Source organism: Nonomuraea candida (assembly GCF_000725485.1).
Taxonomy (GTDB): Bacteria; Actinomycetota; Actinomycetes; order Streptosporangiales; family Streptosporangiaceae; genus Nonomuraea; species Nonomuraea candida.
Genome location: NZ_JOAG01000033.1, coordinates 45199 through 71791, shown reverse-complemented (window position 1 = coordinate 71791; position 26593 = coordinate 45199). Strand labels below are relative to the sequence as shown.

At 71.0% G+C, this 26593-nt stretch carries 23 protein-coding genes; 12 read left to right on the top strand and 11 right to left on the bottom strand.

Going from position 1 to position 26593, the window contains the following annotated elements:
• Nucleotides 1-232: 232 nt before the first annotated feature.
• Nucleotides 233-1930 (top strand): hypothetical protein, encoded by a 1698-nt coding sequence (locus IO39_RS30215; protein ID WP_157549066.1) that lies wholly within the window; start codon nucleotides 233-235, stop codon nucleotides 1928-1930.
• Nucleotides 1931-2095: 165 nt separating this feature from the next.
• Entirely contained in the window at nucleotides 2096-2635 is a 540-nt protein-coding gene (locus tag IO39_RS30210; RefSeq protein ID WP_084773736.1) for an RNA polymerase sigma factor, read from the top strand.
• Nucleotides 2636-2851: 216 nt separating this feature from the next.
• Here IO39_RS30210 and IO39_RS30200 read toward each other — a convergent pair whose 3' ends face one another.
• From IO39_RS30200 to IO39_RS30185, 4 genes are all read right to left on the bottom strand, one after another.
• Entirely contained in the window at nucleotides 2852-4093 is a 1242-nt protein-coding gene (locus IO39_RS30200; protein WP_043630081.1) for a cytochrome P450, read from the bottom strand.
• Between the two features lie 76 nt (nucleotides 4094-4169).
• Entirely contained in the window at nucleotides 4170-5009 is an 840-nt protein-coding gene (locus IO39_RS30195) for an alpha/beta fold hydrolase (RefSeq protein ID WP_043630080.1), read from the bottom strand.
• A gap of 40 nt (nucleotides 5010-5049) precedes the next feature.
• Nucleotides 5050-6303 carry a cytochrome P450 gene (locus IO39_RS30190; RefSeq protein ID WP_043630078.1) on the bottom strand — a complete coding sequence of 418 codons (1254 nt, stop codon included), beginning with the start codon at nucleotides 6301-6303 and terminating at the stop codon, nucleotides 5050-5052.
• A 187-nt stretch (nucleotides 6304-6490) separates the two neighbouring features.
• Nucleotides 6491-8041 (bottom strand): GMC family oxidoreductase, encoded by a 1551-nt coding sequence (locus tag IO39_RS30185; protein ID WP_043630076.1) that lies wholly within the window; start codon nucleotides 8039-8041, stop codon nucleotides 6491-6493.
• A gap of 151 nt (nucleotides 8042-8192) precedes the next feature.
• Between IO39_RS30185 and IO39_RS30180 the strand changes: the two genes are divergently transcribed.
• The 6 genes from IO39_RS30180 to IO39_RS30155 all read left to right on the top strand — a co-directional run bounded on the left by IO39_RS30180 (nucleotide 8193) and on the right by IO39_RS30155 (nucleotide 13659).
• Nucleotides 8193-9728, top strand: a complete 1536-nt coding sequence (locus IO39_RS30180; protein ID WP_043630074.1) for a long-chain-fatty-acid--CoA ligase — start codon at nucleotides 8193-8195, stop codon at nucleotides 9726-9728.
• Nucleotides 9729-9845: 117 nt separating this feature from the next.
• Nucleotides 9846-10796 (top strand): aminoglycoside phosphotransferase family protein, encoded by a 951-nt coding sequence (locus IO39_RS30175; RefSeq protein ID WP_052423553.1) that lies wholly within the window; start codon nucleotides 9846-9848, stop codon nucleotides 10794-10796.
• A gap of 171 nt (nucleotides 10797-10967) precedes the next feature.
• Nucleotides 10968-12254 carry an extracellular catalytic domain type 1 short-chain-length polyhydroxyalkanoate depolymerase gene (locus tag IO39_RS30170; RefSeq protein ID WP_084773734.1) on the top strand — a complete coding sequence of 429 codons (1287 nt, stop codon included), beginning with the start codon at nucleotides 10968-10970 and terminating at the stop codon, nucleotides 12252-12254.
• Between the two features lie 145 nt (nucleotides 12255-12399).
• The gene (locus tag IO39_RS30165) at nucleotides 12400-12579 is read left to right on the top strand and encodes a hypothetical protein (RefSeq protein WP_043630073.1); all 180 of its coding nucleotides are present in this window, start codon (nucleotides 12400-12402) and stop codon (nucleotides 12577-12579) included.
• 22 nt (nucleotides 12580-12601) lie between these two features.
• Complete coding sequence (locus IO39_RS30160) at nucleotides 12602-13198, top strand: MarR family transcriptional regulator (protein ID WP_043630072.1); 597 nt, start codon at nucleotides 12602-12604, stop codon at nucleotides 13196-13198.
• Nucleotides 13195-13659 (top strand): HEPN domain-containing protein, encoded by a 465-nt coding sequence (locus tag IO39_RS30155; protein ID WP_043630071.1) that lies wholly within the window; start codon nucleotides 13195-13197, stop codon nucleotides 13657-13659. The genes IO39_RS30160 and IO39_RS30155 overlap by 4 nt, the downstream gene beginning before the upstream one ends.
• A 68-nt stretch (nucleotides 13660-13727) precedes the next feature.
• Here the strand turns inward: IO39_RS30155 and IO39_RS30150 are convergent, their stop codons facing one another.
• The 4 genes from IO39_RS30150 to IO39_RS51115 form a co-directional block, all read right to left on the bottom strand.
• Entirely contained in the window at nucleotides 13728-14987 is a 1260-nt protein-coding gene (locus IO39_RS30150; RefSeq protein WP_043630069.1) for an SAM-dependent methyltransferase, read from the bottom strand.
• Nucleotides 14988-14991: 4 nt separating this feature from the next.
• Nucleotides 14992-16341 carry an FAD-binding oxidoreductase gene (locus IO39_RS30145; RefSeq protein WP_043630067.1) on the bottom strand — a complete coding sequence of 450 codons (1350 nt, stop codon included), beginning with the start codon at nucleotides 16339-16341 and terminating at the stop codon, nucleotides 14992-14994.
• Between the two features lie 130 nt (nucleotides 16342-16471).
• Nucleotides 16472-17455, bottom strand: a complete 984-nt coding sequence (locus tag IO39_RS30140) for an NAD(P)-dependent oxidoreductase (RefSeq protein ID WP_043630066.1) — start codon at nucleotides 17453-17455, stop codon at nucleotides 16472-16474.
• On the bottom strand, nucleotides 17452-18999 hold the full coding sequence (locus IO39_RS51115) for a serine/threonine-protein kinase (protein WP_084773732.1): 1548 nt from the start codon (nucleotides 18997-18999) through the stop codon (nucleotides 17452-17454). Before IO39_RS51115 ends, IO39_RS30140 begins: the two co-directional genes overlap by 4 nt.
• 238 nt (nucleotides 19000-19237) lie before the next feature.
• On the opposite strand from IO39_RS51115, the gene IO39_RS30130 reads away from it, so the two are divergent.
• Nucleotides 19238-20359 carry a CaiB/BaiF CoA transferase family protein gene (locus IO39_RS30130; RefSeq protein ID WP_043630120.1) on the top strand — a complete coding sequence of 374 codons (1122 nt, stop codon included), beginning with the start codon at nucleotides 19238-19240 and terminating at the stop codon, nucleotides 20357-20359.
• On the top strand, nucleotides 20356-21507 hold the full coding sequence (locus tag IO39_RS30125) for a cytochrome P450 (RefSeq protein WP_043630064.1): 1152 nt from the start codon (nucleotides 20356-20358) through the stop codon (nucleotides 21505-21507). Before IO39_RS30130 ends, IO39_RS30125 begins: the two co-directional genes overlap by 4 nt.
• Here the strand turns inward: IO39_RS30125 and IO39_RS30120 are convergent.
• Nucleotides 21464-22684: an FAD-dependent monooxygenase gene (locus tag IO39_RS30120; protein ID WP_043630063.1), complete on the bottom strand. Its 1221-nt coding sequence runs from the start codon at nucleotides 22682-22684 to the stop codon at nucleotides 21464-21466. The genes IO39_RS30125 and IO39_RS30120 overlap by 44 nt on opposite strands.
• Nucleotides 22685-22763: 79 nt before the next feature.
• Between IO39_RS30120 and IO39_RS30115 the strand changes: the two genes are divergently transcribed.
• Entirely contained in the window at nucleotides 22764-23285 is a 522-nt protein-coding gene (locus tag IO39_RS30115) for a TetR/AcrR family transcriptional regulator (protein WP_043630060.1), read from the top strand.
• Between the two features lie 132 nt (nucleotides 23286-23417).
• Here the strand turns inward: IO39_RS30115 and IO39_RS30110 are convergent, their stop codons facing one another.
• Nucleotides 23418-23870, bottom strand: coding sequence for a GyrI-like domain-containing protein (locus IO39_RS30110; protein ID WP_043630058.1), 453 nt, complete (start codon nucleotides 23868-23870; stop codon nucleotides 23418-23420).
• Between the two features lie 96 nt (nucleotides 23871-23966).
• On the opposite strand from IO39_RS30110, the gene IO39_RS30105 reads away from it, so the two are divergent.
• On the top strand, nucleotides 23967-25406 hold the full coding sequence (locus tag IO39_RS30105; RefSeq protein WP_043630118.1) for a GuaB1 family IMP dehydrogenase-related protein: 1440 nt from the start codon (nucleotides 23967-23969) through the stop codon (nucleotides 25404-25406).
• Between the two features lie 206 nt (nucleotides 25407-25612).
• Here the strand turns inward: IO39_RS30105 and IO39_RS59110 are convergent, their stop codons facing one another.
• Nucleotides 25613-26545, bottom strand: a complete 933-nt coding sequence (locus IO39_RS59110) for an SDR family NAD(P)-dependent oxidoreductase (protein ID WP_043630056.1) — start codon at nucleotides 26543-26545, stop codon at nucleotides 25613-25615.
• Between the last annotated feature and the right edge of the window lie 48 nt (nucleotides 26546-26593).

Genomic DNA, 26593 nt, shown 5'->3' with positions numbered 1-26593 from the left:
CGATCCGCATGGCTTCGCTCGTTTCGCTGCGGAACCACCTCGATCTCCTGGAAAATCCCATGAGATCATGCGTGAGACGTCAAATCCGGATATAACGGGACATCCGGACATAACCTCGGGAGGGCCGGCCGCAATGGCAACGGAGAATTCCGGACCTCATCCGCCATCCTCCTGGCCGGAGGCGCCCCGCCGGGACGCCTCTCCCTCCTGGCCCGACGCCCCCTCGGCCGAGGTGCCCACTTCCTGGCCCGAGCCGCCCCAGGCCCGCCCCGAGCCGTCCTGGCCGGAGCCGCCGCGCAAGGACCCCTCCTGGCCCGAGCCGCCGGGCGCGGCCCGCGCGGGCCGCCAGGACGGGCGGGCCGCGTGGCCCGAGACGTCCTCCTCCCCCGACGTCCGCGCCTCCTGGCCGGACGCGGCCTCCTCCCCCGACGTCCGGGCCTCCTGGCCGGGCCCCGTTCCCGCCGATGTGCCCGTCTCCTGGCCGGAGGCGTCCGGCAAGGGGGAGCCGCTGCCCCAGGGACGGCCGTCCCCGGGGCAGCCGCCCGTGCCCGACCCGGTCCCGGCGTGGGCGCAGCCGCCCGTGCCCACCCCCGGCGCCTGGTCGAACCTGTCCAGCCCCGCCCCCTGGCCCCCGTCCGAGGCGGCGGCCGAGCGTACGGCGGTCTACGCCGGCCCGGCGCCCCCCCCCGACCAGGAGCGCCCGGCCGGCGGCCCGCCGCAGGACGCGCCGCCCCACGACAACCGGGCGCCCCGGAACCTCCCGCCCCAGGACCACGGGCCCCGGAACCCCGCACCTCACCACTCAGCGCCGCACAACCCAGCCCCCCAGAGTCACGTGCCCCAGAACCCCCCGTCCCAGAACATTCCGTCCCAGAACACCCCGCCCCAGAACCCCGCCCCCCAGAGCCATCCGGCCGACGAGCGTACGGTCACGTACGCCCACCACCAGGACAAGCTCCTCAACGACCGCGCGGTCCCCTCCACCTCCATGGACTCTGCTCACACCGACACGCCCACCGGCGACGACCAGGCCGCCCGCCCCGGCTCCAACCTGAGCCGCGACCCCTCCGATCCGCAGAACCGGTTCGTCACGGCGGGCCAGATCAGCGGCTCCCGCACCCCGCCGCCCGAGCGGCAGCAGGAGCTCTGGAACACCGTGTTCGGCGACGACTACCAGGCCATGGGCGACCAGGACGGGCTCGACGACGAAGGGTCGGGCAAGCCCATCTGGATCTACGCGCTCGGCGGCTCCGTCGCGATCGCGCTGGTCGCCGCGCTGTTGTGGGCGTTCCTGTGGGGCCCGCTGGCCGGCGAGGAGCCGTCCAGCGCCAACCTCGCGGGCGGGCCCGCCACCACCGCGCCCAAGGCGAGCACCACCAAGAGCTCGACCACGATCGGCCCGCTGCCGAAATACCCGGGCAAGGCCTCGACCGTGATCGGCCGGGTGCCGGACGCCGCCGCCGGGATCACGGTGCCGCGCCTGGGCGGCACGTGGCAGCTCGACGAGCGCCCCACGGTCAAGAACACCTACGCGTTCGAGACCCGCCAGTACGTGCAGGTGGCGCCGCAGAAGTACGCCCAGCTCATGTCGGGGCCGCTGTCGCCGCGGCTGGCCTCGTACTACGAGCCGGACAACCTGGAGCCGGTCATCAAGCAGGTCGTGCTGAGCGCCCGCAAGCGGTTCTTCCCGGCCGACAACAAGGTCCGCAAGATCGCCCAGCAGGCGATCAAGGTGGGCGACCAGACGGGGCGGCTGATCGCGTACTCGCTGACCTCCGACACCGAGAAGGCGACGATCGTGACGATGGCCGTGAACACCGGCGGCGAGGTGCCGGCCATCGTCTACATGTCGATCCCGGAGGAGAGCAAGCAGCTCCTGCCGGACATCCGCGTGGTGATGAACCAGATCAGGCTGGGCACCCAGTCCTGACCCGGGCCGGCCCCCGCGGCCGGCCCGCCGCCACCGCGGGTGTGACTTCCGTCTCAGAAAGCAACCTGGACAGCGAGTCTGCATGGAAGAAGTATGCGATTCGCGACTCAACGAGCGGTGGGAGAACCGGCGCCACCGCCGCAGGGAGTGCCACCTGCCGCGGCCATGGACGAGGCCGTCGTGGCCGACCTGTTCCTGACCCAGCGGCTGGGCCTGGTCCGGCTGGCGTTCCTGCTGGTCGGCGATCAGGAAACGGCCGAGGACGTCGTCCAGGACGCCTTCGCGGCACTGCACCGCCGGTGGAGCCGGTTGAGCCACCCTGATCGCGTCCTTCCCTACCTGCGGGCGAGCGTGGTGAACGGATGCCGCATGGTTCACCGGCGCCGGTCCCTCATGAGCAGGTTCACCGGCGAGCGGCAGACGCCCTCCCGGTCGGCGGAGGCTGCCACGTTGCTCGGAGAGACGCGCCGGGAGGTGTCGGAGGCAGTACGCGCCCTGCCCCGCCGGCAGCGAGAAGCCGTGGTGTTGCGTTACTACCTCGACCTGTCCGAGGCGGAGATCGCCGAAGCCATGGGAGTCAGCCGCGGCACGGTGAAATCGACCGTCTTTCGCGTTCCCGCGGGCAGGTCGACGACCGTGAGCCGGGCCCCGGGGCAGAAGCGCAACGTTTTCCCCTGGCCGCACACCTTGCCGTCGAGACTGTAGGCGAGCCGGGTCCCGTCACCGGTGGTCAAGTCCGAGGCTCGGGTCCTGGACACGACCGCCGCCTGCACCACCCTCTCGGCCAGCCGGGTCGTGGCTTCGGGAGACGAGACCACTGCCTCGGCGCTCACCCCGGACGGGCGCGGCATGCTGATCGGCCGCACCCGGCCGGCCGAGGGGCGGCAGCGGGAAACGAGGAGACAGGGCTGATCCACCCGCTCAGAAGGTGCACTCCATGTGCTTGATGCCGTTGATGAAGCTGGAGTGCAGGCGGTCCGGCCGGCCGCCCTCGATGTTCGGCACCCGGCGCAGCAGCTCACGGAACATCACCGTGATCTCGCGCCGGGCCAGGTGCGCGCCGAGGCAGAAGTGCGGGCCGGGGCCGCCGTAGCCGACGTGCGGGTTGGGGTGGCGGGTGATGTCGAAGCGCCGCGGGTCGGCGAAGACGGCCTCGTCCCTGTTGGCGGCCCAGTAGAACAGCACGACCTTGCGGCCCTTGGGGTAGAGGTGGCCGTTCATCTCGAAGTCCCTGGTGACCTTGCGGCGCATGAAGTTGACCGGGGAGGCCAGCCGGACGATCTCCTCCACGGCCCCGGGGGCGCGGCCGTCGATGTCCTCCAGCCACAGCGCGCGCTGGTCGGGGTTCTTGGTGAGCAGGCGCAGGCCGTAGGAGATGGCGTTGCGGGTGGTCTCGTTGCCGGCCACGACCAGCAGGATGAAGAACGAGCCCAGCTCCTGCATGGTCAGCCGCTCGCCGTCGATGTTGGCGTTGACCAGCGACGAGGTCAGGTCACTCGTGGGATGGTCGGCGCGGTGGGCGGCGAGGTCCTGCACGAGCTGCTGCAGCTCCATGCCGGCGTTGAGCAGCCGCTCGGCGAGCTGGCTGAGGTCACCGCCGGTGTATTCGGGGTCGAAGCCGCCCAGGATGACGTTGGAACGGTCGAAGACGAACTGGTAGTCGCGCTCCGGAATGCCCATCATGTCGCAGATGATCTTCAGGGGCAGGCGCGCGGCCACCTCGGTCACGAAGTCGCAGCCGGGGCCCTTGGCCAGCAGGTCGTCCACGATGCCGGCGGCCGCCGCCTCGACGTCGGCCTCGAACTGCTTGATCATCTTCGGCGTGAAGGCGCGGGAGACGATCCTGCGCAGCCGGGCGTGGCGGGGGTCGTCCATGTTGATCATGGAGCCGAAGTACTCGGCGAACTCGGCCGGCATGTCGGGGATGTTCGTCGCGCCGCCGTCGCCGGAGCAGAAGATCTCGGGGTTGCGGCTGGCCTCCAGGATGTCGGCATGCTTGACCAGCGCGTAGTAGCCGGGGCCCTTGGGCGCGTACGCCATCTCCATCTCTTCGAAGAAGGCCGGGGTGTCACGCGCGCGCAACCGCTCGAACGCTTCCTCGCGCTCGTTCATGGGCTTGGCCCAGAAGTCGCGTTCCGACAGGTCGAAGTCCAGGACGCTCATGAGGCCATCATCGAAACAAGTGACCACTTACGTCAATGGGTGCGACGTACGCCGTACGTACGCGGTCGGAGAAAATCTACGACGCCGGGCCCAGCCAGTCGAGGATCAGCCGGTTGACCTCGGCCGGGCGTTCCAGGTGGAGGAAGTGGCCGGCGTCGGCCACCAGCTCGGTTCGCGACCCCTCGGGCAGGTGGGCGAGCGCGTCCTTGACCACGTCGGGGCTCATGCAGCCGTCGCGCGCGCCGTGCAGATAGAGGACGGGGCCCGTGACGGCGCGCTCGACGGCCGGGTGGCGGCCGGAGGGCGGCGTGGTGCCGAGCATGGCCCGGTAGTAGCCGATGGCGGCGGCGAGGTTGGCCGGGTCGCCGAGGCTGCGCCGGACGAACGCCACGTCCTCCTCCGCGTCGTACCCCGGCGACCAGTCGCGCCACAGGCCCTCGATGAAGCCGGGCGTCGCGGCGGCCGGCTCGCCCAGCGCCGTCTGGAAGAGGAAGACGTAGAACGAGCGCTTGAGCTGGTCGTACCGCAGGAACGTGCTCGCCAGCGCGTCCGGCGGCGGCACCGCGAGCGCCACGGACGCGCGGAAGCGCCCGGCGGTGGCGTAGGCGGGGAAGGCGCCCCAGTCGTGGCCGATCACCACGGCGTCCTCGCCGCCGCCCAGCTCCTCGTGCAGCGCGCGCACGTCGGCGACCAGCGCGGCGCCCTCGTACGCGCCGTCGGCCGGGACCTCCGTGGGCGCGTAGCCGCGCATGAACGGCGCGACCGCGCGGTAGCCGCGCCCGGCCAGCGCGGGCATCAGGTGGCGCCAGGTGTGCGCGGTGTCGGGGAAGCCGTGCAGGCACAGCGCCAGCGGCCCCTCGCCCAATGACAGATACGCGAACTCCACGCCGTTCGCGTGGACAGTCCTGATCTCCATAGCTGCGCAACCTAGCACGCCGCCTCCCGCCCGGACCGGCTCAGAACGTGTACCGCAGGTGCTTGATCCCGTTGATGAAGTTGGACAGCAGGAAGTCCGGCTCCCCCACCGACCTGATCTCCGGCAGGCGGGTGAACAGCTCCCTGAACATCACCGTCATCTCCCTGCGCGCCAGGTGGGCGCCCAGGCAGTAGTGCGGCCCCGGCCCGCCGAAGCCGACGTGCGGGTTGGGGTCACGGGTGATGTCGAAGGTGTCGGGATCGGCGAACACCGACTCGTCGCGGTTGGCGGAGTTGTAGAAGAGCAGCACCTTGTCACCCTTCTTGTACGCCATGCCGTTCATCTCATGGTCCCGCGTCAGCGTGCGGCGGAACTGGATCACCGGCGTGGCGTAGCGCACCACCTCGTCACAGGCCCCGACGATGCGCCGGTCGAAGTCCTCCAGCAGCAGCGCGCGCTGCTCGGGGTGGTCGGTGAAGAGCTTGAGCCCGTACGCGACGGCGTTGCGCGTGGTCTCGCTGCCCGCCACCACCAGCAGGATGAAGAACGAGCCCAGCTCCTGGGAGGTGAGCCGCTCGTCGCCGTTGACCAGCAGGCTGACCAGGTCGCCCGTGGGCCGCCTGCGCCGCTCGTCGCCCAGGCGGGCGGCCAGCCGGTTGAGCGAGTAGCCGGCGTGCAGCAGCCTGGCCAGGCCGCGGGCGACGTTGACGCGGCTGAACTCGGGCGCGATCCCGGTGTACTCGGGGTCGGCGTTGCCGAGGATGACGTTGGTCCGCCGCAACACCATGTCATGAAATTTCGCGGGAATCCCCATCATGTCGCAGATGACCCGTACGGGCAGGCGGGCGGCCACCTGCGTCACGAAGTCGCCGGGCCCCTCCTCGATGGCCCGGTCCACGATCTCCTCGGCGGCCCGCGCGAGGTCCTCCTCCATCTTCGCCAGGATGCGCGGCGTGAACGCCCGGGAGACGATCCGCCGTAACCTGGCGTGCCTCGGGTCGTCCATGTTGATCATCGAGCCGAAGTAGACGCTCAGCCAGCGCGGCATGTCGGGGATGCTGTTGGAGCACGGCTCGCTGCTGAACACGGCCGCGTTCCTGCTGGCCTCGGTCACGTCGGCGTGGCGCACCAGGGCGTAGTAGCCGGGGCCGCCGCCGATGAACGGCACCGCCTGCTCCGGCACGAACACCGGGCGGCCCAGCTCGCGCAGCCTGCGGAAGGCCTCCACGCGCTCGGCCTGCGACCGCCCCCAGAACGGGATCTGCGACAGGTCGAGGTCCGCGGGCATCGTCATACCCAAGAAGCCTACGCAAGTGACCACTTACGTCAAGGGGTGGCGGCCCTGGTCAGCGGCTTTCACCCCTGATCAGGACGGTTTTGGTGGCCTGACCGGGACGGCTTGGTAGCTCCCGGGTCAGGATGGCCGGCGGCCCGATCAGGACGGCAAGGCGGCCCCGATCAGGACGGCTCGGCGACTCCGGTCAGGACGGCTTGGTGGCCCTGATCAGGTCGGCCCCCTTCTCGCCGATCATGACGGCGGGGGCGTGCGTGTGGCCGCGGTTCAGCCTGGGCATGACGGACACGTCCACGACCCGCAGCCCCTCGACGCCGCGCACGCGCAGCTCCGGGTCCACGACCGACTCCTCGTCCACGCCCATCCGGCAGGTGCCGACCGGGTGGTAGAGGGTCTCGCCGCGCTCGCGCACCCACTGGGCCAGCTCGTCGTCGCTCTCCGGCCCCCAGTACGGCTCCATCGGCCCGCCCGCGTACGGCTTCATCGCCGAGGTGGCGAACACGTGCTTGGCCGCCTTCAGCCCCGCGACCAGTCGCTTGACGTCGGCCTCCGCCGTCAGGTAGCCGGGGTCGATCACCACGTCCCTGCCGCTGAGCCCGATCCTGCCGCGGCTCTCCGGCTGCAGCAGCACGACCCCGACGGTGAGGCCGTGACCGGTGGGCGGAGTGAGGCCGTGGTCGATGAACGGCCCCGGCGCGAAGATCAGCTCGATGTCGGGCGCGGGCTCCTCGTCGGAGGTCCTGATGAAGGCGACGGCCTCGCCGACGTTCGTGGTGAGCATGCCGGAGCGCAGGACGATGTAACGCAGCAGGTTCGGGATCGACTCGGCCTTGGTCAGCGTCACCGGCTGCTTGCACTCGACGTACACGCCGGTCGAGAGGTGGTCCTGGAGGTTCTTGCCGACCTCGGGCAGCTCGTGCACGATCGGCACCCCGGCGTCGCGCAGCTCGTCGGGCGCGCCCACGCCGGAGCGCATCAGCAGGTACGGCGAGCCGATCGCCCCGGCCGCCAGCACGACCTCCAGCCGGGCCCTGATCGGGGCGCCGCCGCTGTGCTCGATGCCCGTGGCGCGCCTGCCGTCGAACGTGACCCGGTCCACGGTGGTGTCGGTGAACACGCGCAGGTTGGGCCGCGACATCGCCGGGCGCAGGTAGGCGTCGGCCGAACTCCATCTCCTGCCGCGGTTCTGGGTGACGGGGGTGGGGCAGTAGCCCTCGTTGGAGCGGCCGTTCAGCTCCTTGAGCCGGGTGTAGCCGAGCTCCTCGCAGGCCGCGAGGAAGGCGGCGGTGGTGACGTTGGGGCTGCGCAGCTCGGAGACGTAGAGCGGGCCCGAGGTGCCGTAGACGCCGCCCACGTTGCTGCCGACGCGGTGCTCGGCCTGCGTGAAGTACGGCAGGACGTCGTCGTACGCCCAGCCGGGGACGCCCCACTGGTCGTAGTCCTGCTGGCAGCCGCGCACCCACATCTGGGCGTTGAGCGAGGACGAACCGCCCAGCACGCGGCCGCGCGGCCAGTACAGCTCCCGGCCGGACATCTCGCTCTGTTTGGCCGTGGTGTAGTTCCAGTCGTACTCGGTCTTGAACAGCTTGGCGAAGCCGGCGGGCATCTTGATCTCGAGCTTGTCGTCCTTGCCGCCCGCCTCGATCAGCGCCACCGATATGCCGGGGTCCTCCGACAACTTGCCGGCCAGCACGCAACCGGCCGAGCCCGCCCCGACGATCACATAGTCGTACTCCATAACACCCCTCCAAGGGGTAAGTAACTTCCTACTTGCTTACTTCACGCCTATGGGCCTCGTCCATATGCACTTGTGACCTGAGTTACCTACCAGTCGGTATGCGGGTACTGCGAAGATGGCGGCAATCGGTCTCTAGGGAGGAATAGGCGTCATGCTCAACCTGTCGGTCGTCCTGGAGGACAGCGCCAGGAACACCCCTGACGGCACCGCGATCGTCTTCGGCGACATGCGGCTGCCGTACTCCATGATCGACACCGTAGCGAACCAGGTCGCGAACCTCCTGGTGACACGCGGAATCGGCAAGGGGGACAAGGTGGCGGTGGCCTGCCCGAACCTGCCGTACTTCCCGTTCGTCTACTTCGGCATCCTGAAGACCGGCGCGACGGTGGTCCCGCTCAACGTCCTCCTCCAGTCCCGGGAGATCGCCTACCACCTCGACGACAGCGACGCCAAGGCGCTGTTCTGCTTCGAGGGCACGCCCGAGCTGCCGCTGGGCGAGCGCGGCAAGGCCGGCTTCGAGGCCGCCGAGGGTTGCGAGCACTTCTTCGTCCTGCCCGCGACGCCGCTGGCCACCGAGTCGAAGTACGGCGAGTCGTTCTGGGCCGCGCTGGGCGGGATGGCGAGCGAGTTCGAGACCGTGCAGACCTCGCCCGACGACACGGCCGTCATCCTCTACACCTCGGGCACCACGGGCCGGCCCAAGGGCGCCGAGCTCACCCACCAGAACATGCTGATGAACGCCATCATCAGCGACCGCATGTTCCCCCGCACCGAGGGCGGCGACACCTACCTGGCGGTGCTGCCGCTGTTCCACTCCTTCGGCCAGACGACCGTCATGAACACCGGCTTCCTGCGCGGCTCCACGATCGTGCTGATGCCGCGCTTCGACCCCGGCGAGGCCCTGGCGCTCATGGCCAAGGAGAACGTGACGTACTTCGCGGGGGTGCCCACCATGTACTGGGGCATGCTCACGAAGATCCACGCCGAGGGCGTGGAGGTGCCGCGCTCGCTGCAGGTGGCCGTCTCGGGCGGCGCGGCGGCGCCGGTGGAGGTGCTCAAGGACTTCGAGCAGACGTTCGGCATCGGCATCCTGGAGGGGTACGGCCTGTCGGAGACCTCCCCGGTGGCCTGCTTCAACCAGCTCGGCCGGCCCAGCAAGCCCGGCACGATCGGCACCCCGATCTGGGGCGTGGAGATGAAGCTGGTCGACGGCGACTGGAAGACCGTCGAGGGCGAGGGCCCCGGCGAGATCGCCATCCGCGGCCACAACATCATGAAGGGCTACTACGGCCGTCCCGAGGCGACCGCGGAGGTCATGAAGGACGGCTGGTTCCGCACCGGCGACATCGCCACGCGCGACGCCGACGGCTACTACTCGATCATCGACCGGGCCAAGGACATGATCATCCGGGGCGGGTTCAACGTCTACCCGCGCGAGGTCGAAGAGGTCCTCATGACCCACGAGGCCGTGTCGCTGGCCGCCGTCGTGGGCGTGCCGCACGACTCGCACGGCGAGGAGGTCAAGGCGTACGTGATCCGCAACCCCGACGCCACGATCACCGAGGACGAGCTGATCGCCTGGGCCAAGGAGAACATGGCGGCCTACAAGTACCCCAGGATCATCGAGTTCCGCGACGCCCTGCCGATGACGGCCACGGGCAAGATCCTCAAGCGCGAACTGCGCTAGCGGGCCCGATCCGCCGGAGCACGGACGGCGCGGGCGCCCCGACCGGCCCCGCACCGTCCGCGCACGGCCTGCCGCCCGGGCTGCTTGGGGTGGGTGCGGGGCGGTAGGTTGCCGGTCATGCGAGATCGACCGGACGACTTCGACGAAGCACTGTTGCGGCCCGCGCTGCGTGCCTGGGGCATCGAGGCGGTCCGGCTGGACTACGCGCCGGTCGGGTTCGGGGACTTCCACTGGATCGCGGCCGAGCGGACCGGGCGGCGGTGGTTCGTCACGGTGGCGGACGTGCGGCGGCAGACGTACGACGGGCTGCGGCCGGCCATGGAGACGGCGGCGACGCTGCGCGAGGAGGCGGGCCTGGGCTTCGTCGTCGCCCCGCTGCGCGCCTGCGACGGCTCGGTGCTGCGCCGGCTGGACCGGCATCGTCACGCCATGAGCGTGTTCCCGTACGAGGAGGGCCGGGCCGGCCACTTCGGCGACGAGCTGCCCGCCGGCGAGCGCGCCCGCGTCATCGACCTGCTGGCCGAGCTGCACGCCACGCCCCCGCCCCTGTCCACCCCGGCGCGCCCGGTGGAGCTGACCGGGCGGGCCGGGCTGGAGCAGGCCCTGGACGGCCCTTCGAGCCCCTGGCTCGGCGGCCCGTACTCGCGCCCGGCACAGGAGCTGATCGCCGCGCACGCCGGGACGCTGCGGCGCGGGCTGGCGGAGCTCGACCGCCTGGCGGCCAAGCCGAGGGAGCAGGTGGTGACCCACGGGGAGCCCCACCCCGGCAACCTGCTGCGCGCCGGGGGCGACCGGCTCCTGCTGGTGGACTGGGACACGGTCGGGACGGCGGCGCCGGAGCGCGACCTGTGGCTGGTGGTTCGCGGCGAGGACGACCTGGAGCGCTACGCGGAGGCGGCGGGCCGGGCCGTGGACCGGGACGCGCTGGCGCTGTACCGGCTGCGGTGGGCGCTGAACGACGTGGTGGAGTTCGTGGAGTGGTTCCGCTCGCCCCACGCCGGCACGCCGGATGCCGAGACGGCCTGGACCGGACTCACCACCACGCTCGACGAGCTGGCGCGATCATGACGGCGTGAACGCCTCCTGCCACGCCGAAAGTTTCAGCCCGCCCTAGCCTCTCCTCCTGGCCTCTCCCCAGCTCAAGACTCCTCCGCTCCTCTGCCCGCACCTGGCCTGTTGCGGTGCCGAAATTTTCTGTGGACACTCGCAATATTTCGGCTGCCGAGCGAGAGGAACTCGATGAAGCTGAAAGCTCGCATAGCAAGCGCCCTCATGGCCGCCGCGGCGCTGGTGATCACCGCCCTGGTCACCGCGCCTCCGGCGGCGTCCGCCCAGCTCACCGAGGTGACGGGGTTCGGCGCGAACCCCACCGGCTTACGCATGCACCTGTACGTCCCCGACGGCGTCGGCGCCAGACCGCCCCTGCTGGTGGCCGTGCACTACTGCACCGGCTCCGGCCCCGCCTTCCATGCGGGCACCGAGTTCGCCGCGCTGGCCGACCGGTACAAGTTCATCGTCGTCTATCCCTCGGCGACCAGGAGCGGGTCCTGCTTCGACGTCTCCTCGCCGCAGGCGCTCACGCACAACGGCGGCAGCGACCCGGTGGGCATCGTGTCCATGGTCAGGTACGTGCAGCAGCGCCACAACGCCGACCCCGAGCGCACCTACGTGACCGGCGCCTCCTCCGGCGGCATGATGACGAACGTGCTGATCGGCGCGTACCCGGACGTGTTCCGGGCGGGGGCGTCGTTCATGGGCGTGCCGTTCGGCTGCTTCGCCACCACCGACGGGTCGAGCTGGAACAGCACGTGCGCCAACGGCCGGCTCGTCAAGACCGCGCAGCAGTGGGGCGACCAGGTACGCGCCGCGTACCCCGGCTACAGTGGGCCGCGGCCGCGCATGCAGATCTGGCACGGCACCGAGGACGCCACCCTGCGCTATCCGAACTTCCAGGAGCAGATCAAGCAGTGGACCAACGTCCACGGCCTGAGCCAGACGCCCAGCCTCACCGACCAGCCCGGGTCCGGCTGGACCAGGACCCGGTACGGCGGCACCGGCGCCAGGCCCCCGGTCGAGGCGATCAGTTTGCAGGGCGTGGGCCACGACCTGCCGCAGAGCGGGATGGCGGCCATGGCCGTCGACTTCTTCGGCCTGTCGGAGGGCGGCGGCCCCGGCCCGACCATCACGCCCACGGTCACGCCCCCGCCCGGGGACTGCCGGGTCACGTACACGATGAACACGTGGAACACCGGCTACACGGCCGCGGTCACCGTCGCCAACACCGGCGGCGCGCAGCTCACCTCCTGGAGCCTGGCCTTCACCCTGCCCGCCGGCCAGACGATCACCTCCGCCTGGAACGCGGCGATCTCCCCGGGCAGCGGCCAGGTGACGGCCAGGAACGTCGCCTACAACGGCACGATCGCACCGGGCGCGTCGGCGTCGTTCGGCTTCCAGGCCACCCACGGCGGCGACACCGCCAAGCCCTCCGCCTTCACCCTGAACGGCACCCCCTGCACCCCGGCGTGACCCCGCCCCCACCGGTGATCGGCCCCTCCCGCACCGGGCCGATCACCGGGACGATCACGGGGCCGGAAAATCGTTCACCTTTCAGCTTTCTCGCTTGCCCCGGCGCTGACTGTAGCCATACGGTCACTTTAAGCAGTAGGGAGAAGTGAAGGAGAACGACGTGGGCAGGCACGCCAAGCCCCCCATCGGCAAGGAGCAGCCGCAGGAGACCCAGGAGGAGTCCGGCTCCGACGAGCAACGCCCCAGCAAGGGGCGACACGCCAAGGACCGGCAACGCCGCTCGGCACCCTCCGCCGACCAGGCGGGCTCTACGGAACTTGCATGAACTGCAAGCTATCTTTCAGTTTATGAAAGAACCGCCATCCATGCTGCTTCCTCTGTTGCGCTCTCCCTTCCAGGGTGAACTTCTGGCCTGGTTGTTCTTGCATCCTGAGGAAGAGTACGCACAGGTCCAGCTGGCGAAGAGGTTCGAGGTCTCACAGGCCACGGTGACCCGCGAGGTGGACCGCCTGACCGCCGCAGGCCTGCTCGTGACGCGCAAGATCGGCAACATGCGCATGGTCCGGGCGGACACCGACGTGGTCGTGGCCCGTCCTCTGACCGAGCTGCTCGCCCTGACCTATGGCCCGGTGGCCGTGCTGGGCGAACACCTGGCCAGGGTCGATGGCGTGGAGGAGGCCTACATCTACGGTTCTTGGGCGGCTCGGTACTCAGGGATGGCCGGAAGAGTGCCTCATGACGTGGACGTCCTCGTCGTAGGCACGGCCGATGAAGACGACCTCTACGACATCGCCAGGACAGCGGAGGCACGGCTCGGGAGGGAAGTGAACATCCGCCGGCTGAGCCGAGAGGAATGGGCGTCGTCCAAGGACGATCCCTTCCTGCAGACCATCAAGGCTCGGCCGCTCGTACGTCTCAAACTCGACCATAGTGAGAATCGATGAGATGGGAACAGGGCCGCGCCGCGGTCGAAGGCATGCTCGGCCGCGGTGAGCTCGAGAAGGTGGCAGCGAGTCGCGCGCAGGCCGACGAACTGTTGCAGCAGGCGGGAAAGCACGTGGCCACAGCCCGTATGGCGCTGGAGTCGGACCCGATCGGCGCCTATCAGCTGCTGTATGACGCGGCGCGCAAGTCACTGGCCGCCGTTCTGGAGAACCAGGGGCTGAGAGCAAGCAGCCGAGGTGGGCACATCGCGGTGTACGAAGCGGTCGTCGCCCAGCTGGATCCGCCATTGGGTAGAAGCTTGCGGCCGTTCGACCGGATGCGGCGCCGACGAAACGAAGCCGAGTATCCGCGGCTCGGATCCCCTCGGTTCAGCACGGAGGACGTGCGTGCGGACATACCCAAGGTCGAGGCGATCATGGAAATCGCGGCCAAGGTGATCGATCAGATGCAGCCCTTTTGACCCGGCGGGCTCACTGCCGGGCCCGGTGGCCCACCCGGGGACGGGGTTCGGGTGGGCCGGGTGGGTGGTCAGGGCCAGTTGGTGGCGGGGCGCAGGGGGACGCCGGAGCGGCCCTCGTGGTCGAGCTTGACCCCGAGCACCTGGTGCAGCTGGACCTTGTTGCGCTCGAAGCCCACGATGCAGCCGGCCATGTAGAGGGCCCACACGCGGGCCGTGCCCATGCCGACCTCCTGGACCGCGTCCTCCCAGTTGGCGTCGAGGTTGTCGCACCAGTGGCGGAGGGTCTTGGCGTAGTGCTCGCGCAGGTTCTCCTCGTGGCGGATCTCGAAGCCGATGTCCTCCATCTGCCTGATCAGCCAGCCCACCGACTCCAGCTCGCCGTCGGGGAAGACGTAGCGGTTGATGAAGCCGCCCTTGTTGAACGTCTTCTCCTTGCCGGTCGGCCGGGTGATGCAGTGGTTGAGCATGCGGCCGCCGGGGCGGAGCTTGCCGTAGAGGAACTCGAAGTAGGACGGCACGTTCGCCTTGCCGATGTGCTCGGTCAGGCCGATCGAGCTGACGGCGTCGAAGCCGGTCTCGGTGACGTCGCGATAGTCCATGAAGCGGACCTCGGCCAGGTCCTGCAGCCCCGCGTCGGCGATCGCCTTCTGCGCCCACTCGGCCTGCTGGCGGCTGAGGGTGACGCCGAGGGCCTTGACGCCGTAGTGCTTGGCGGCGTGCATGACCATGCCGCCCCAGCCGCAGCCGACGTCGAGCAGGCGCATGCCGGGCTTGAGGTCGAGCTTGCGGGCCACCAGGTCGAACTTGGCGTACTGGGCCTCCTCCAGCGTGGCGTCCTCCGTCGGGAAGCAGGCGCACGTGTAGGCCATGGACGGGCCGAGCACCCACTCGTAGAACCGGTTGGAGACGTCGTAGTGGTGGTGGATGGCCTCGGCGTCGCGCTGCTTGGCGTGCCGGGAGCCCAGCTTGGCCAGCGCGCTCTGGCGCATCTCCTGCGGGGGCGGCGGCACCCGCATGAGCAGCGGCTTGACGCCCAGCGCCTTGACCGCGTCGAGCTTCTCGGACGTGGTCAGGTCGTTGGTGGTGATGTTCCACATCCGGTCGAGCAGGGTGTACATGTCACCCTGCACGTCGATGTGGCCGGAGATGTACGCCCTGGCCAGGCCCAGCTCGCCCGGCGCCTGGGCCAGGTAGGCCACGGCTATCGGGGACTTGACCTCGATCGCCAGGTCGGCGCCGTCGGGCCCCGCCTTGCTCCCGTCGTAGGCCGTGAACGAGATGTTCGTGTCGTTGCCCACGATCTTTTCAAAGATGGATGCCAGAGCCATCTGCTCACCTTCCCCGTACACATTTTTCGTACAGGTCCAGCAGGCGACCGTTCGGGTCGTATTCCCGCTTGACCGGCCAATATGCGTCGCCGTTGTACAGCTGCCAGAACTGCTCACGGGCATAGAACGAGGTGGAGTAGAGCGACTTGTGACCATCGAGGTCGTGCACGGCGCCCTCGATCAGCCGGTTGTAGTAGCCGTCGAACTGTCCCCGTGGCAGCGGCACCAATCCCCAGAAACCGAAGTTGACGTAGAGCTTGCCCGGTTCGAGCGGGTAGTGGGGCCAGCGGGAGCCGGCCCGCAGCGGGCACATCCACACCGGGGTCATGCCCACCTTGTCGTGGAAGAACTCCAGGAACTCCGCCCCGCGCTCGACCGGCGTCTCCACGTCCTGGATGACCGGCTCGTGCACCGGCTGGCCGCGCCACCTGTCGAGGCGGGCGGTGAAGCCGTATTTGCGGTCGAGCGCGACCAGGCGCCGGTAGACGTCGGAGCGCATCCAGCGGCGCGGCATGAGCGAGCGGACCACGGGCTGCTGCACGCCGAAGGCGCGCGAACACCAGAACCAGTCGGTGTCCCAGCGCCACAGGTAGTCGCGGACGGTCAGCCAGTCGCGGGTGCGCTGCCTGATCGACTGGTAGTAGATGCGCATGCCGGTGTAGTCGGAGATGTAGGGCGCGCGGTCGGCGAAGCGGCCGAGCGTGAGGTACATCTCGCCGGGCTCGAAGAAGACGCCGTCCACGAAGTCGACGCTCTCGCCGTCGTAGACCATGCTGTCGCAGATCTCCTGCATGGCCAGCATGCACTTGCCCGCGTCGGTGAACCTGACGTGGGTCAGGTGCACGTACGGCTGGACCTTGCGCAGCTTGATCCTGATGCGCAGGGCGTAGCCGAGCGTGCCGTAGGAGTTCGGGAAGGAGCGGAACAGGTCGGCGTGCTCGTTGTCGTCGCGGGCCACGACGACGCGGCCGTCGCCGGTGAGGATCTCCATCTCCTCGACCGACTCGTGCGGCAGCCCGTCCCTGAAGCTGGTGGACTCGATCCCCAGCCCGGTGACGGCGCCGCCCAGCGTGATCGTCTTGAGCTGCGGCACGACGTACGGCATGAGCCCGTGCGGCAGCGTGGCGTCCACCAGGTGCTCGTACGTCGTCATGCCCTGGACCTCGGCCGTCATGGTCTCGGGATCGACGCTGATGACCTGGTCGAGATCCCGGGCCGAGAGCTTGGCCGTCCTGCCGCCGTCGCGGAACCTGAACAGGTTGGACGTGGCCTTGGCGAGCCGGGGCGCGGCGTCACCCGGAATCTCGGCGTACGACCGCCTGATCTGCTCTACTGCCCGACGGTGAGCCGACATCGTCGTCGTCACGAAAGCACCCCCTTGAGCCGGCAGAGATCGTCCGTAAGACCGTATCTCCCATGAGCGACCCGGAACAGACCGGGGTCGTTAAAGACACGAAAACTGTTCATCGTGCCAGGTGAATCCCCTACTCGGCAGGCGATTCCGTAAAATTCCTGCTGATCACGGACGGAGCGCCGTTCACCACGTGAGCCACCTCCCGCCCTTCCACCACGGCCGTCAGGTTCTCCATCACGGCCGCGACCAGGCGCCCGCTCGCCTCCGGCGTCACCCCCGCGACGTGCGGCGACAGCAGCACGTTCGGCAGGTCGCGCAGCGGGTCGCCGGGCGGGAGCGGCTCGACGTCGAAGACGTCCAGCGCGGCGCCGCCGAGGTGGCCCTCGCGCAGCGCCGCCACGAGCGCCTGCTGGTCGACGACGCCGCCCCTGGCCGCGTTGACCAGCAGGGCGCCCCGCTTCATGCGGCGGGGGTCGAGCAGGCCGCGCGTCTCGTCCGAGAGCGCGATCACGACGACCACGACGTCGCTGCCGGACACGAGCGCGTCCAGGTCCTCGAAGCCGGGGTCGGCGCGCGGCGTGCGGGTCCAGTAGGTCACCTGGCAGCCGAGCGCCCGGAACATCGCCGCGCAGGTGGCGCCGATCGGGCCGTAGCCGATGACGCCGACGCGTTTGCCGCGCAGCTCCATCGGCCGCAGGCCCTGCTGGGGCCACTCCCCCGCGCGTACGGCGGCGTCGCCGGCGCCCAGCTTGCGGGCCAGCGACAGCGTGGCGGCCAGGCACCACTCGGAGACCGCGGCCGCGCTGACGCCGGGCGTGTTGGCCACCGGCACCCCGGCGGCGGCCAGCGCGGCGAGGTCGTGGCCGTCCACGCCCACGGACGGCTGCTGCACGAACGCCAGCCGGGGCGCGGCGCGCACCGCCGCGGCGTCGAGGACGAGCGTGCCCGTCCAGTCGCCGAGCACGATCTCCGCCTCCGGCAGCGCCGCCAGCAGCGCGTCCCTGTCACGGGAGGCGGGCAGGCGCACCCTCACCCGGTCGCCGAGCGGGGCCAGCAGGCTCCGCATGAGCTCCTCGGGCAGCGGCGGGAGCGCCAGCAGGTCCCAGGGCCTCATGGCGCCACGGTGAAGCTGCCGATCACCTGGCGCATCAGAGCCCTGTTGCGCGGCCACTGCCTCTCGGCGACCGTCCAGGACAGCACGTACGCGGTGTCCCCCACCACCAGGGCCCGGCGCACCTCGCGGTAGCGAGCGCCCGGGCGCACCCAGCGCTGCTCGTTCTCCTCGCCCGCGGTCCAGGAGAACTCCCACTCCACGGCCTTGACGCCCTGGTGGGTGACGGTCCTGCGGCCGCGGTTCACCACGTCCTGGGCGGTCTGCGCGAGGTTCTCCTGCTCGGTGACGATGATCTCGCCCGGGGTGAGGTCGACGTAGAGCGCCTGCACGCCGAGGTGCGCGTTGCCGTCCCTGCGGGTCCAGTGCGTGTACGCCTCCCCGCGCGCGCCCCGCCACCCGGTCGGCCGCATGATGGACCAGCCGTCGCGCGAGGTCCACGCGCGTACGGCGGGCGCGACCCTGGTCACGCTGGGCGTGGGGGTCGGCGTCGGCGTCGCGGTCACCGTCGGCGTGGCGCTCGGCGTGATGGAGCCGGTCGCGGCGGCCGGCTGGGTGCTGGCCCGGGGCGCGCCCTCCGCCGGCGAGGCCGTCCTGAAGTAGGCGACCGCGCCGCCCGTGAGCACCAGCACCACCGTGGCCGCCGCCGCGAGCAGCGCCCTGCCCGGCCCGCCGCTCTTGCCGCGCTTCCGCCGCTCGGGCACGTCGAGGTCGTCGTGGGCGGGCCTGCTGGCCAGGATGGCGCTGAGCAGCCGGTCGGCCTCCTCGGCGTCCACCCGGTCCTGGGGCTCCTTGCGGAGCAGGCCCTTCAGGATCGGGTGCATGGCCGGCGGGATCCTGCGGTAGTCGGGCTCCTCGTTGAGCAGCGCGTTGAGCGTGGCCATGGGGTCGCCGCGCTCGAACGGCGAGCGGCCGACCATGCAGGCGTACAGCGTGGCGCCCAGCGACCACAGGTCGGACTCCGGCCCGGCGTTCTCGGCGCGGACCCGTTCCGGCGCCAGGAAGCTCGGCGAGCCCGTCACCATGCCGGTCCTGGTCAGCGAGGCGTCGCCCTCGACGGTGGCGATGCCGAAGTCCATCAGCACCGCGCGGCCGTCGTCGCCGAGCAGGATGTTGCTCGGCTTGACGTCGCGGTGCAGGATGCCCACCTGGTGGGCGGCCCTGAGCGCCGACAGCACCTGCTTGCCCAGGTCGGCCGCCTCGCGCACGGGCAGCGCGCCGGAGGTGAGCACGACCTGCTCGACCGAGGGGTGGCTGACCAGCTCCATCACGATCCAGGGCCGGCCGCCCTCCTCGACCACGTCGTAGACGGCGACGACGTTGGGGTGGTTGAGCTTGGCCGCGGTGCGTGCCTCGCGGGCGGTTCTCAGGAGCTGGCGCTCCCGGTCGCCCGGTGACAGCCCGTCGGGCAGCAGCACCTCCTTGATGGCCACCTGCCGGTGCAGCAGTGTGTCGCGGCCTTCCCAGACCACGCCCATCCCCCCGCGGCCCAGTTCGCGCAGTAACTGGTAGCGCCCTGCGACGAGCCGGTTGCTATCCGAAACCATGTCCTACCCCTGTGGCTGCGCGTAGCGCCCGCCGCGGGCGTCCGCCGGGCGTCGCCGAGGTGCGGCGGCGCCGGCGGGCGCCGCGGACGGCCGCTGGACGCTGCCGTCTGAAGACCACCCGAACAGTGGGCAAGTTTCCCATACCTGCCACGACTTCGCGGGAAGGTCGGAAAGGCCGCTTGCACCAGTTCACCGAATGTTGTTCTACTGGGGCAGGGTCCACAGCAAGGAGAGGCCGATGCCTGAGGTTCGCCGGGGTCCGCTGTCCGGAGTGCGCGTGCTGGAGCTCGCGGGGCTCGCCCCCGGGCCGTTCGCGGGGATGATGCTAGCCGATCACGGCGCCGACGTCCTGCGGATCGACCGGGTCAAGACGGTTTCCGACCGGCCGCGCACCGACGTCATGGACCGCGGCAAGCACACGATCGGGCTGGATCTGAAGGCGCCCGAGGGCGTGGCGGCCTTCAAGGAGCTGGTGCGCCACGCCGACGTGGTGATCGAGGTCTTCCGGCCGGGAGTGGCCGAACGCCTCGGCATCGGCCCCGAGGACCTGCACGCCGTGAACGAGCGGCTGGTCTACGGCCGCATGACCGGGTGGGGGCAGGACGGGCCGCTGGCTCCGACGGCCGGGCACGACATCGACTACATCGCCGTGTCCGGGGTGCTGTCGATGCTGGGACGCGAGGGGGACAAGCCGACCCCGCCGATCAACATCCTGGGCGACTTCGCCGGCGGCGGTCTCATGCTGGCCTACGGGGTGCTGCTGGCGTTGTTCGAGCGGGAGCGCACGGGCCGGGGCCGGGTGATCGACGCGGCCATGGTGGACGGGGCGGCGATCCTGTTCTCGATGTTCTACCAGGCCGTCCAGGGCGGGCACTGGGGGCCGCGGGGCACGAACCTGCTCGACACCGGCGCGCCGCAGTACGACACGTACGAGACGGCCGACGGCGGATATGTGGCCGTGGGCGCGCTGGAGCCGCAGTTCTGGGAGACGATGGTCACGCTCATGGGCCTGACCGACCTGCCCGACAGGAACGACCGGGCCCAGTGGCCGGCGCTCAGGGCGCGGCTGGCCGAGGAGTTCCGGCGCAGGACGCGCGCCGAGTGGGAGGCGGTCTTCGAGGGCTCCGACGCCTGCGTCTCCCCGGTGCTGTCCATGGCCGAGGCCGCCGCCCACCCGCACAACGCCGCCCGCGGCTCGTTCGTCAAGGTCGGCGAGGTCACCCACCCGGTGCCCGCGCCCCGCCTGCTCGGCGTGCCCGCCCAGGACCTGGCGCCCGCCACCCGCCTGACCGACCTGTCCGGCTGGGGACTGCCGCAGGAGGAGGCGGACAAGCTGCGCGGCCAGGGGGTCCTGGCATGACCGACCTACTCGACGGCGCCCTGTACGCGGGCGACCCCGCCCCCGTCTACGCCTGGCTGCGCGAGCACGACCCCGTCCACTGGGACGAGGGCAACGGCCTGTGGGGCGTCTCCCGCCACGCCGACATCTCGGCCATCGAGCGCGACCCCGGGCTGTGGACCAGCACCGGCGGCTACCGCCCCCAGCTCCCCTCAGAGCCGTCCATGATCGGGCTGGATGATCCGGAGCACGCCGGGCGCCGCCGGCTCGTCTACCGCCGTTTCACGCCCCGCCAGGTGTTCGAGCGCCACGCCGGCCACATCCGCGGGATCGTCGTCGAGCTGCTGACCCGCGCGCTGGCGCGCGGCACGGTGGACGCGGTGGCCGAGCTGGCCGCGCCGCTGCCCGCCCGGATGATCGGCCGGCTGCTCGGCTTCCCCGACGAGGACTGGCCCAGGCTCAAGCACTGGTCGGAGTCCACGATCGTGGCCGGGGGCGGGCTGCGGTACGTCACCCACGAGGCCGCCGTGGCGGCGGGCGAGTTCGCGCTGGCGGTGCTGGAGCTGGCCGCCGAGCGCCGCGCCCGCCCCCGCGACGACCTGGTGTCCCTGTGGTGCGCCGACCCCGGCTACGACGACGAGCACCTGGTGAACGAGGCGCTGCTGCTGCTCGACGGCGGCGCCGAGACCACCAGGACGGTCATCGCCACCGCGATCGACGCGCTGATCCGCCATCCGGAGCAGTGGCGGCGGCTGCGCGCCGACCCCGGCCTGATGGAGGGGGCCGTGGAGGAGTTCATCCGGTGGACCACCCCGATACTCAACATGTGCCGCGCGGCCACCCGCGACACCCTGCTGCGCGGGCGGGAGATCCGCCGGGGGCAGCAGGTGCTGCTCATGTACGGCTCGGCCAACCGCGACCCCGAGGTGTTCGACGACCCGGAGGTCTTCGACGTGACGCGGCGGCCGGGCGGGCACATCGCGTTCGGCCTGGGCACGCACTTCTGCCTGGGGGCGGCGCTGGCCCGGCTGGAGCTGCGGATCTTCTTCGAGGAGTGGCTGGCGCGGGTGGGCTCGGCCTCCTGGGCCGACGCGGAGGGTCCGCGCATCCTGCCGAACGCGTTCGTCAGGGGCGTGACGTCGTTTCCCGTCGAGCTGCGTAGTCCTTGAGCGCGATCGAGTCGTGCAGCCGCACGCCCTTGCTGCCGGCCTTGGCCGCGGCCCTGGTCAGGGCGACGGGCAGGCGGTTGATCAGCCGCACGCCGGCGGTGAGCGCCCACAGCTCGAACCGGCTGCCCGGCACGAGCCGCCGGGCCGCGTTGATCGCGAACGTGCGGCTGCGGCGCACGTAGTCGCCCAGCTCGGCCTCGTACGCCGGGTAGGCCCGCGTGTGGTCGCCGCCGTGCGCCGCCAGCTCGCCCGCCAGCACGTACGCCCCCACGACCGCCAGGCTCGTGCTGCCCCCGACCGCCGGGCCGGGGCAGTAGCCGGCGTCGCCCACGAGCGTCACCCGGCCCCGTGACCACGTGTCGAGGCGGAGCTGGGTGATCGAGTCGAAGTAGAAGGCCGGGGTGCGCGCCAGCTCCTCCATGAGCCGGGGCACCTCCCAGCCCAGGCCGTCGAAGCGGGCGCGCAGCAGCTCCTTCTGCCGGTCGGTGTCCCGGTGGTGGTAGTCGAGCTCCCGCGCCGTCCTGAACAGGAACACCGCCCGCGCGTCGGGCAGGTGCGCGGCGCCGTACATCGCGGCCATCCTGCCCACTCCGGCCACGCCCTCCATGCGGCCGTCGAGCCCCAGGTGGTTGGGCACCGAGGCCACGGCCAGGTAGGCGCCGACCCAGGAGGTGTAGCGCGACTCCGGCCCGAAGACCAGGCGGCGCACGTTGGAGTGCAGGCCGTCGGCGCCGATCACCAGGTCGTACCGGGCCGGCGCGCCGCGCTCGAACGTGACCTCGCCGTCGCCGGAGATCGAGGTGATGGAGTCGCCGAAGACGTATTCGACGTCGTGGCGGGTGGCGTCGTAGAAGATCTCGCTGAGGTCGTCGCGCATGATCTCGACGTGCCGGTCGGAGACGGCGCCCATGACACGCCGGATCTCCAGCTCCGCCCGCGCCCCCGACTCCGTGTGCATGGTCAGGAAGTCGGTGCCGGTCTTGGCGGCCAGGACCTGCTCCAGCACGCCCATCCGCTCGACGATGTCCATCGCCGGCCGGAACAGGTCGATCGCGTGGCCGCCCGTCTTGCGCAGCGCCGGCGCCCGCTCGACGACGGTGACGGTGAAGCCGTGCCGGGTGAGCCAGTACGCCAGCGCGGGCCCGGCGACGCTGGCCCCGGAGATGAGGACCTTCATGATCCCTCCTTACCTATCGGTAAGTAAGCACGGTAGCACGAGAGCTTACTTAACGGTAGGTAAGGGATATTCTTGGCGCATGCCCAGTGACACCAAGGCCCGCATCCAGGCGGTCGCCCGCGAACTGTTCGTCGAGCAGGGCGTGCAGAACACCAGCCTGCGCCAGATCTCCGAACGGCTGGGCATCACCAAGCCCGCGCTCTACTACCACTTCTCCTCCCGCGACGACCTGGTGCGCAGCATCGTGGCGCCGCTGGTGGAGGAGATGGAGAGGTTCGTCGGCGGCCCGCGGCCCGCGGACGACCCGCGCAGGCTGCTCGACGACTACTTCGAGCTGATCTGGCGGCACCGCGAGGTGATCGTCATGATGGTGCGCGAGCTGTCCACGCTGAGCCACCTGAACCTGGGCACGCGCATGTTCGCCTGGCGGCGCGAGCTGATCGCCATGCTGCTCGGGGACGATCTCCCCCAGGAGCAGCACATCCGGGCGACGGTGGCGCTGGGCGGCATGTCGGACTGCGCGGTCGAGTTCGCGCACCTGCCGATGGAAGAGGTCAAGCCGACGGCCGTCGAGGCCGCGGCCATCGTGCTCGGATTGTGACCCGCCCCGTCCCGCCACGCGGCGGGACGGGCGTGAGGTCGCCGTCGTCCGTCCCGCCACGCGGCGGGGCGGGGCGGGGCGGGGCGGTTGTGGCGTTGGCGCGGTCCTCCCCGCCGTGCGGCGGGGCGCCGGCTACACCGCTATGTAGAGGTCGACCCCGTCGGGGTGGTGCACCTCCAGATCCGTCGTGAACGCGCGCGACGGCGTGCCGCCCGACTCGGTGTGCTTCCACACCTGCTGCCACGAATCGAGCAGCGCCTGCGGCATCGGGCCGCGCGCCTCCAGCCTCAGCGCCTGCCCGGCCGGCACGCGCACGGCGACCATGCCCTCCGGCAGGCGCGGCACCGTGCGCACCCCGGTGCCCACGATTTGCGTGTAGGCGCCGTGGTGATCGCTCTCGTAATCGGTCAGCACCGCGTAAAGATTCTCGTCGACGCGGCCCGGCACATGCGCGAAAGCACCGGGCGCGCCCGCCCGCTGCCACAACGCGGGCAGTTTCGCCCGTGCCGGATCCATTTCGTCGGCGTTGGTCGTGCGTACGGCGAAACCGACCACGACCAGTTCGGCCCGTTCCGTGATGTCCACAGGCCCTCCCTCCCCCAAAAGTGTCCCGGCCGATCATAAGCCCCCGAGAAAGGGGGAAACCCCTTGTAGACCAACCAGCACATATGATGGATGAACGTGAGATTTCTCAACGACCTCGAGCCGCATTACGACCTGACCTATAGCGACGTGTTCATGGTCCCGTCGCGTTCCTCGGTGGGCTCCCGGCTCGCAGTCGACCTCTCGACGAACGACGGCACGGGCACCACCATCCCGATCGTCGTCGCCAACATGACCGCGGTCGCCGGCCGCCGCATGGCCGAGACCGTCGCCCGGCGGGGCGGCATCGCCGTGATACCTCAGGACATCCCGCTGGACGTGGTGGCGGACGTCGTCGACTGGGTCAAGAAGCGCGACCTCGTCCACGACACCCCGCTCACCCTCACCCCGCACGACACCGTCGGCGAGGCCCTGCAACTGCTGCCCAAGCGGGCGCACAACGCCGTCATCGTGGTCGACTGGGAGAACCGCCCCGTCGGCGTCGTGACCGAGGCCGACTGCCAGGGCGTCGACATGTTCACCCAGCTCTCGCACGTCATGTCGAGCGAGCTGCTCACGCTGCCCGCCGGGCTCGACCCGCGCGCCGCCTTCGACCGGCTGCACGAGGGCCGGCACCGGCTGGCGCCCATCGTGGACGACAGCGGGCGGCTGGTCGGCATCCTCACCCGTACGGGCGCGCTGCGCGCCACCCTCTACCAGCCGGCCGTGGACGCCGAGGGCAGGCTGCGCATCGCGGCCGCCGTCGGCGTCAACGGCGACGTGGCCGCCAAGGCCAAGGAGCTGCTGGAGGCCGGCGTCGACTGCCTCGTCGTGGACACCGCCCACGGCCACCAGGAGAAGATGATCTCCGCCCTGCGCTCCGTCAAGGCGCTCGACCCCGCCGTGCCCGTCGCCGCCGGCAACGTGGTGACCGCCTCCGGCGTGCGCGACCTGGTGGCCGCCGGGGCCGACATCCTCAAGGTCGGCGTCGGGCCCGGCGCGATGTGCACCACCCGGATGATGACCGGCGTGGGCCGCCCGCAGTTCTCGGCCGTGCTGGAGTGCTCGGCCGAGGCCCGCCGGCTGGGCCGGCACGTGTGGGCCGACGGCGGCGTGCGCCACCCGCGCGACGTGGCGCTCGCCCTGGCCGCCGGGGCGTCCAACGTGATGATCGGGTCGTGGTTCGCGGGCACGTACGAGTCGCCCGGAGACACCCGCACCGACGCCGACGGGCGCAAGTACAAGGAGAACTACGGCATGGCCTCCGCGCGGGCCGTGCGGCTGCGCACCGCCGAGGACTCCGCGTTCGACCGGGCCAGGAAGGCGCTGTTCGAGGAGGGCATCTCGACCTCCAGGATGTACCTGGACCCGCGGCGGCCCAGCGTGGAGGACCAGATCGACGCGATCGTGGCCGGGCTGCGGTCGTCGTGCACGTACGCGGGGGCGTCGACCCTGGAGGAGTTCCACGAGCAGGCCGTCGTGGGCATCCAGAGCTCGTCGGGGTACGCCGAGGGCATGCCCCTGCACCAGAGCTGGTGACCCACCGGGCACCGGGCGCCTGAGCCCCGGACCGGCGGACGACGGGGACCTCGGCGGCGGCCGGGGTCCTTCGCCATCCACCGGCCGCGCCTCGGAGCCCGTGCCTTCTACCAGCGGCATCCACCGGCCGCGCCCCAGAGCCCGTGCCCCTGCCGGCGGCATCCACCGGCCGCGACTCAGCCCCTGCGCCACCTGCCGGCGGCGTGTCAGGCCCGGCGCCACCCGCCGGCCGCGTGGATCCCGCCGTCCACGTGCACCGTGGTGCCCGTCACGAACCTGGCCAGGTCGCCGGCCAGGTACACGGCCGCCGCGGCGGCGTCGCGGGGATCTCCCAGGTGGCCGAGCGGCGGCAGGCGTACCGGGTCGTAGGGCAGCGGGCGGGCCAGCATGCGTTCGCGCACGCCCGCCTCGCCGTCCGTGCGGAGCGCGTCGGGTGCGATGGCGTTCACCCTGATGCCCCGGGGGGCCAGCTCCAGCGCCAGCGACTTCGTCAGGCTCTCCAGGGCCGCCTTCATTGCCGCGTACACGGCGAACCCGGGCGCGGCCTGGTGCGCCTCGATGGAGGTCACGTTGATGATCGACGCGCCCTCGGGCATCATCGGCAGCAGCCGCCGGATCATGCCGGTGACCTGGGTGAAGTTCTCCTCGATGAGCACCTGCTCGCCGCGCGGCGAGGTGTCGGCGAACCCCACGTGAAACGTGCCGCCCGCGTTGTTGACGAGCACGTCCACGCGGCCCCAGCGCTCGCGTACGGCCTGGGCGAACACCTCCACCGCCACGTGGTCGCGCACGTCGAGCGTCATGTCCAGCGCGACGCCCGGCCCGTCCCGGCCATCACCGTCGCCCCGCCGCGCGCCGTCCCCCTCGGGCCCACCACCGTCGCTCCACCGTGCGCCGTCCCCCTCGGGCCCATCACTGTCGCTCCACCGTGCGCCGTCCCGGTCGGGGCCGGCCCCGCGCTGGGCTCCGGCGTGGCCGCACGCGGCGTCGCGGCGGGTCTTGTCGCGGTCGCAGACGGCGACGTGCGCGCCGAACGCGGCGAACGTCTCCGCGATCGCCCGCCCGATGCCCCTGGCCGCCCCGGTGACGACGGCCACGCGGCCGGTGAGCAGGATCGCGTCGGGTGAAAGGGCGGCCATGAACGATGACGATATCCCGACCGCATAGAGTCGTCGGGTCCATTCTCT

Excerpts from the sequence above, each read along its gene's own strand:
- IO39_RS30155 (WP_043630071.1), top strand. The coding sequence starts at position 13,195 with ATGAGATGGGAACAGGGCCGCGCCGCGGTCGAAGGCATGCTCGGCCGC.
- IO39_RS30125 (WP_043630064.1), top strand. The coding sequence starts at position 20,356 with ATGACCGACCTACTCGACGGCGCCCTGTACGCGGGCGACCCCGCCCCC.
- IO39_RS30115 (WP_043630060.1), top strand. The coding sequence starts at position 22,764 with ATGCCCAGTGACACCAAGGCCCGCATCCAGGCGGTCGCCCGCGAACTG.
- IO39_RS30185 (WP_043630076.1), bottom strand. The coding sequence starts at position 8,041 with ATGGAGTACGACTATGTGATCGTCGGGGCGGGCTCGGCCGGTTGCGTG.
- IO39_RS30150 (WP_043630069.1), bottom strand. The coding sequence starts at position 14,987 with ATGGCTCTGGCATCCATCTTTGAAAAGATCGTGGGCAACGACACGAAC.
- IO39_RS59110 (WP_043630056.1), bottom strand. The coding sequence starts at position 26,545 with ATGGCCGCCCTTTCACCCGACGCGATCCTGCTCACCGGCCGCGTGGCC.
- IO39_RS51115 (WP_084773732.1), bottom strand. The coding sequence starts at position 18,999 with ATGGTTTCGGATAGCAACCGGCTCGTCGCAGGGCGCTACCAGTTACTG.
- IO39_RS30195 (WP_043630080.1), bottom strand. The coding sequence starts at position 5,009 with ATGGAGATCAGGACTGTCCACGCGAACGGCGTGGAGTTCGCGTATCTG.
- IO39_RS30180 (WP_043630074.1), top strand. The coding sequence starts at position 8,193 with ATGCTCAACCTGTCGGTCGTCCTGGAGGACAGCGCCAGGAACACCCCT.
- IO39_RS30160 (WP_043630072.1), top strand. The coding sequence starts at position 12,602 with ATGAAAGAACCGCCATCCATGCTGCTTCCTCTGTTGCGCTCTCCCTTC.
- IO39_RS30140 (WP_043630066.1), bottom strand. The coding sequence starts at position 17,455 with ATGAGGCCCTGGGACCTGCTGGCGCTCCCGCCGCTGCCCGAGGAGCTC.
- IO39_RS30145 (WP_043630067.1), bottom strand. The coding sequence starts at position 16,341 with ATGTCGGCTCACCGTCGGGCAGTAGAGCAGATCAGGCGGTCGTACGCC.
- IO39_RS30175 (WP_052423553.1), top strand. The coding sequence starts at position 9,846 with ATGCGAGATCGACCGGACGACTTCGACGAAGCACTGTTGCGGCCCGCG.
- IO39_RS30170 (WP_084773734.1), top strand. The coding sequence starts at position 10,968 with ATGAAGCTGAAAGCTCGCATAGCAAGCGCCCTCATGGCCGCCGCGGCG.
- IO39_RS30210 (WP_084773736.1), top strand. The coding sequence starts at position 2,096 with ATGGACGAGGCCGTCGTGGCCGACCTGTTCCTGACCCAGCGGCTGGGC.
- IO39_RS30130 (WP_043630120.1), top strand. The coding sequence starts at position 19,238 with ATGCCTGAGGTTCGCCGGGGTCCGCTGTCCGGAGTGCGCGTGCTGGAG.
- IO39_RS30200 (WP_043630081.1), bottom strand. The coding sequence starts at position 4,093 with ATGAGCGTCCTGGACTTCGACCTGTCGGAACGCGACTTCTGGGCCAAG.
- IO39_RS30190 (WP_043630078.1), bottom strand. The coding sequence starts at position 6,303 with ATGACGATGCCCGCGGACCTCGACCTGTCGCAGATCCCGTTCTGGGGG.
- IO39_RS30120 (WP_043630063.1), bottom strand. The coding sequence starts at position 22,684 with ATGAAGGTCCTCATCTCCGGGGCCAGCGTCGCCGGGCCCGCGCTGGCG.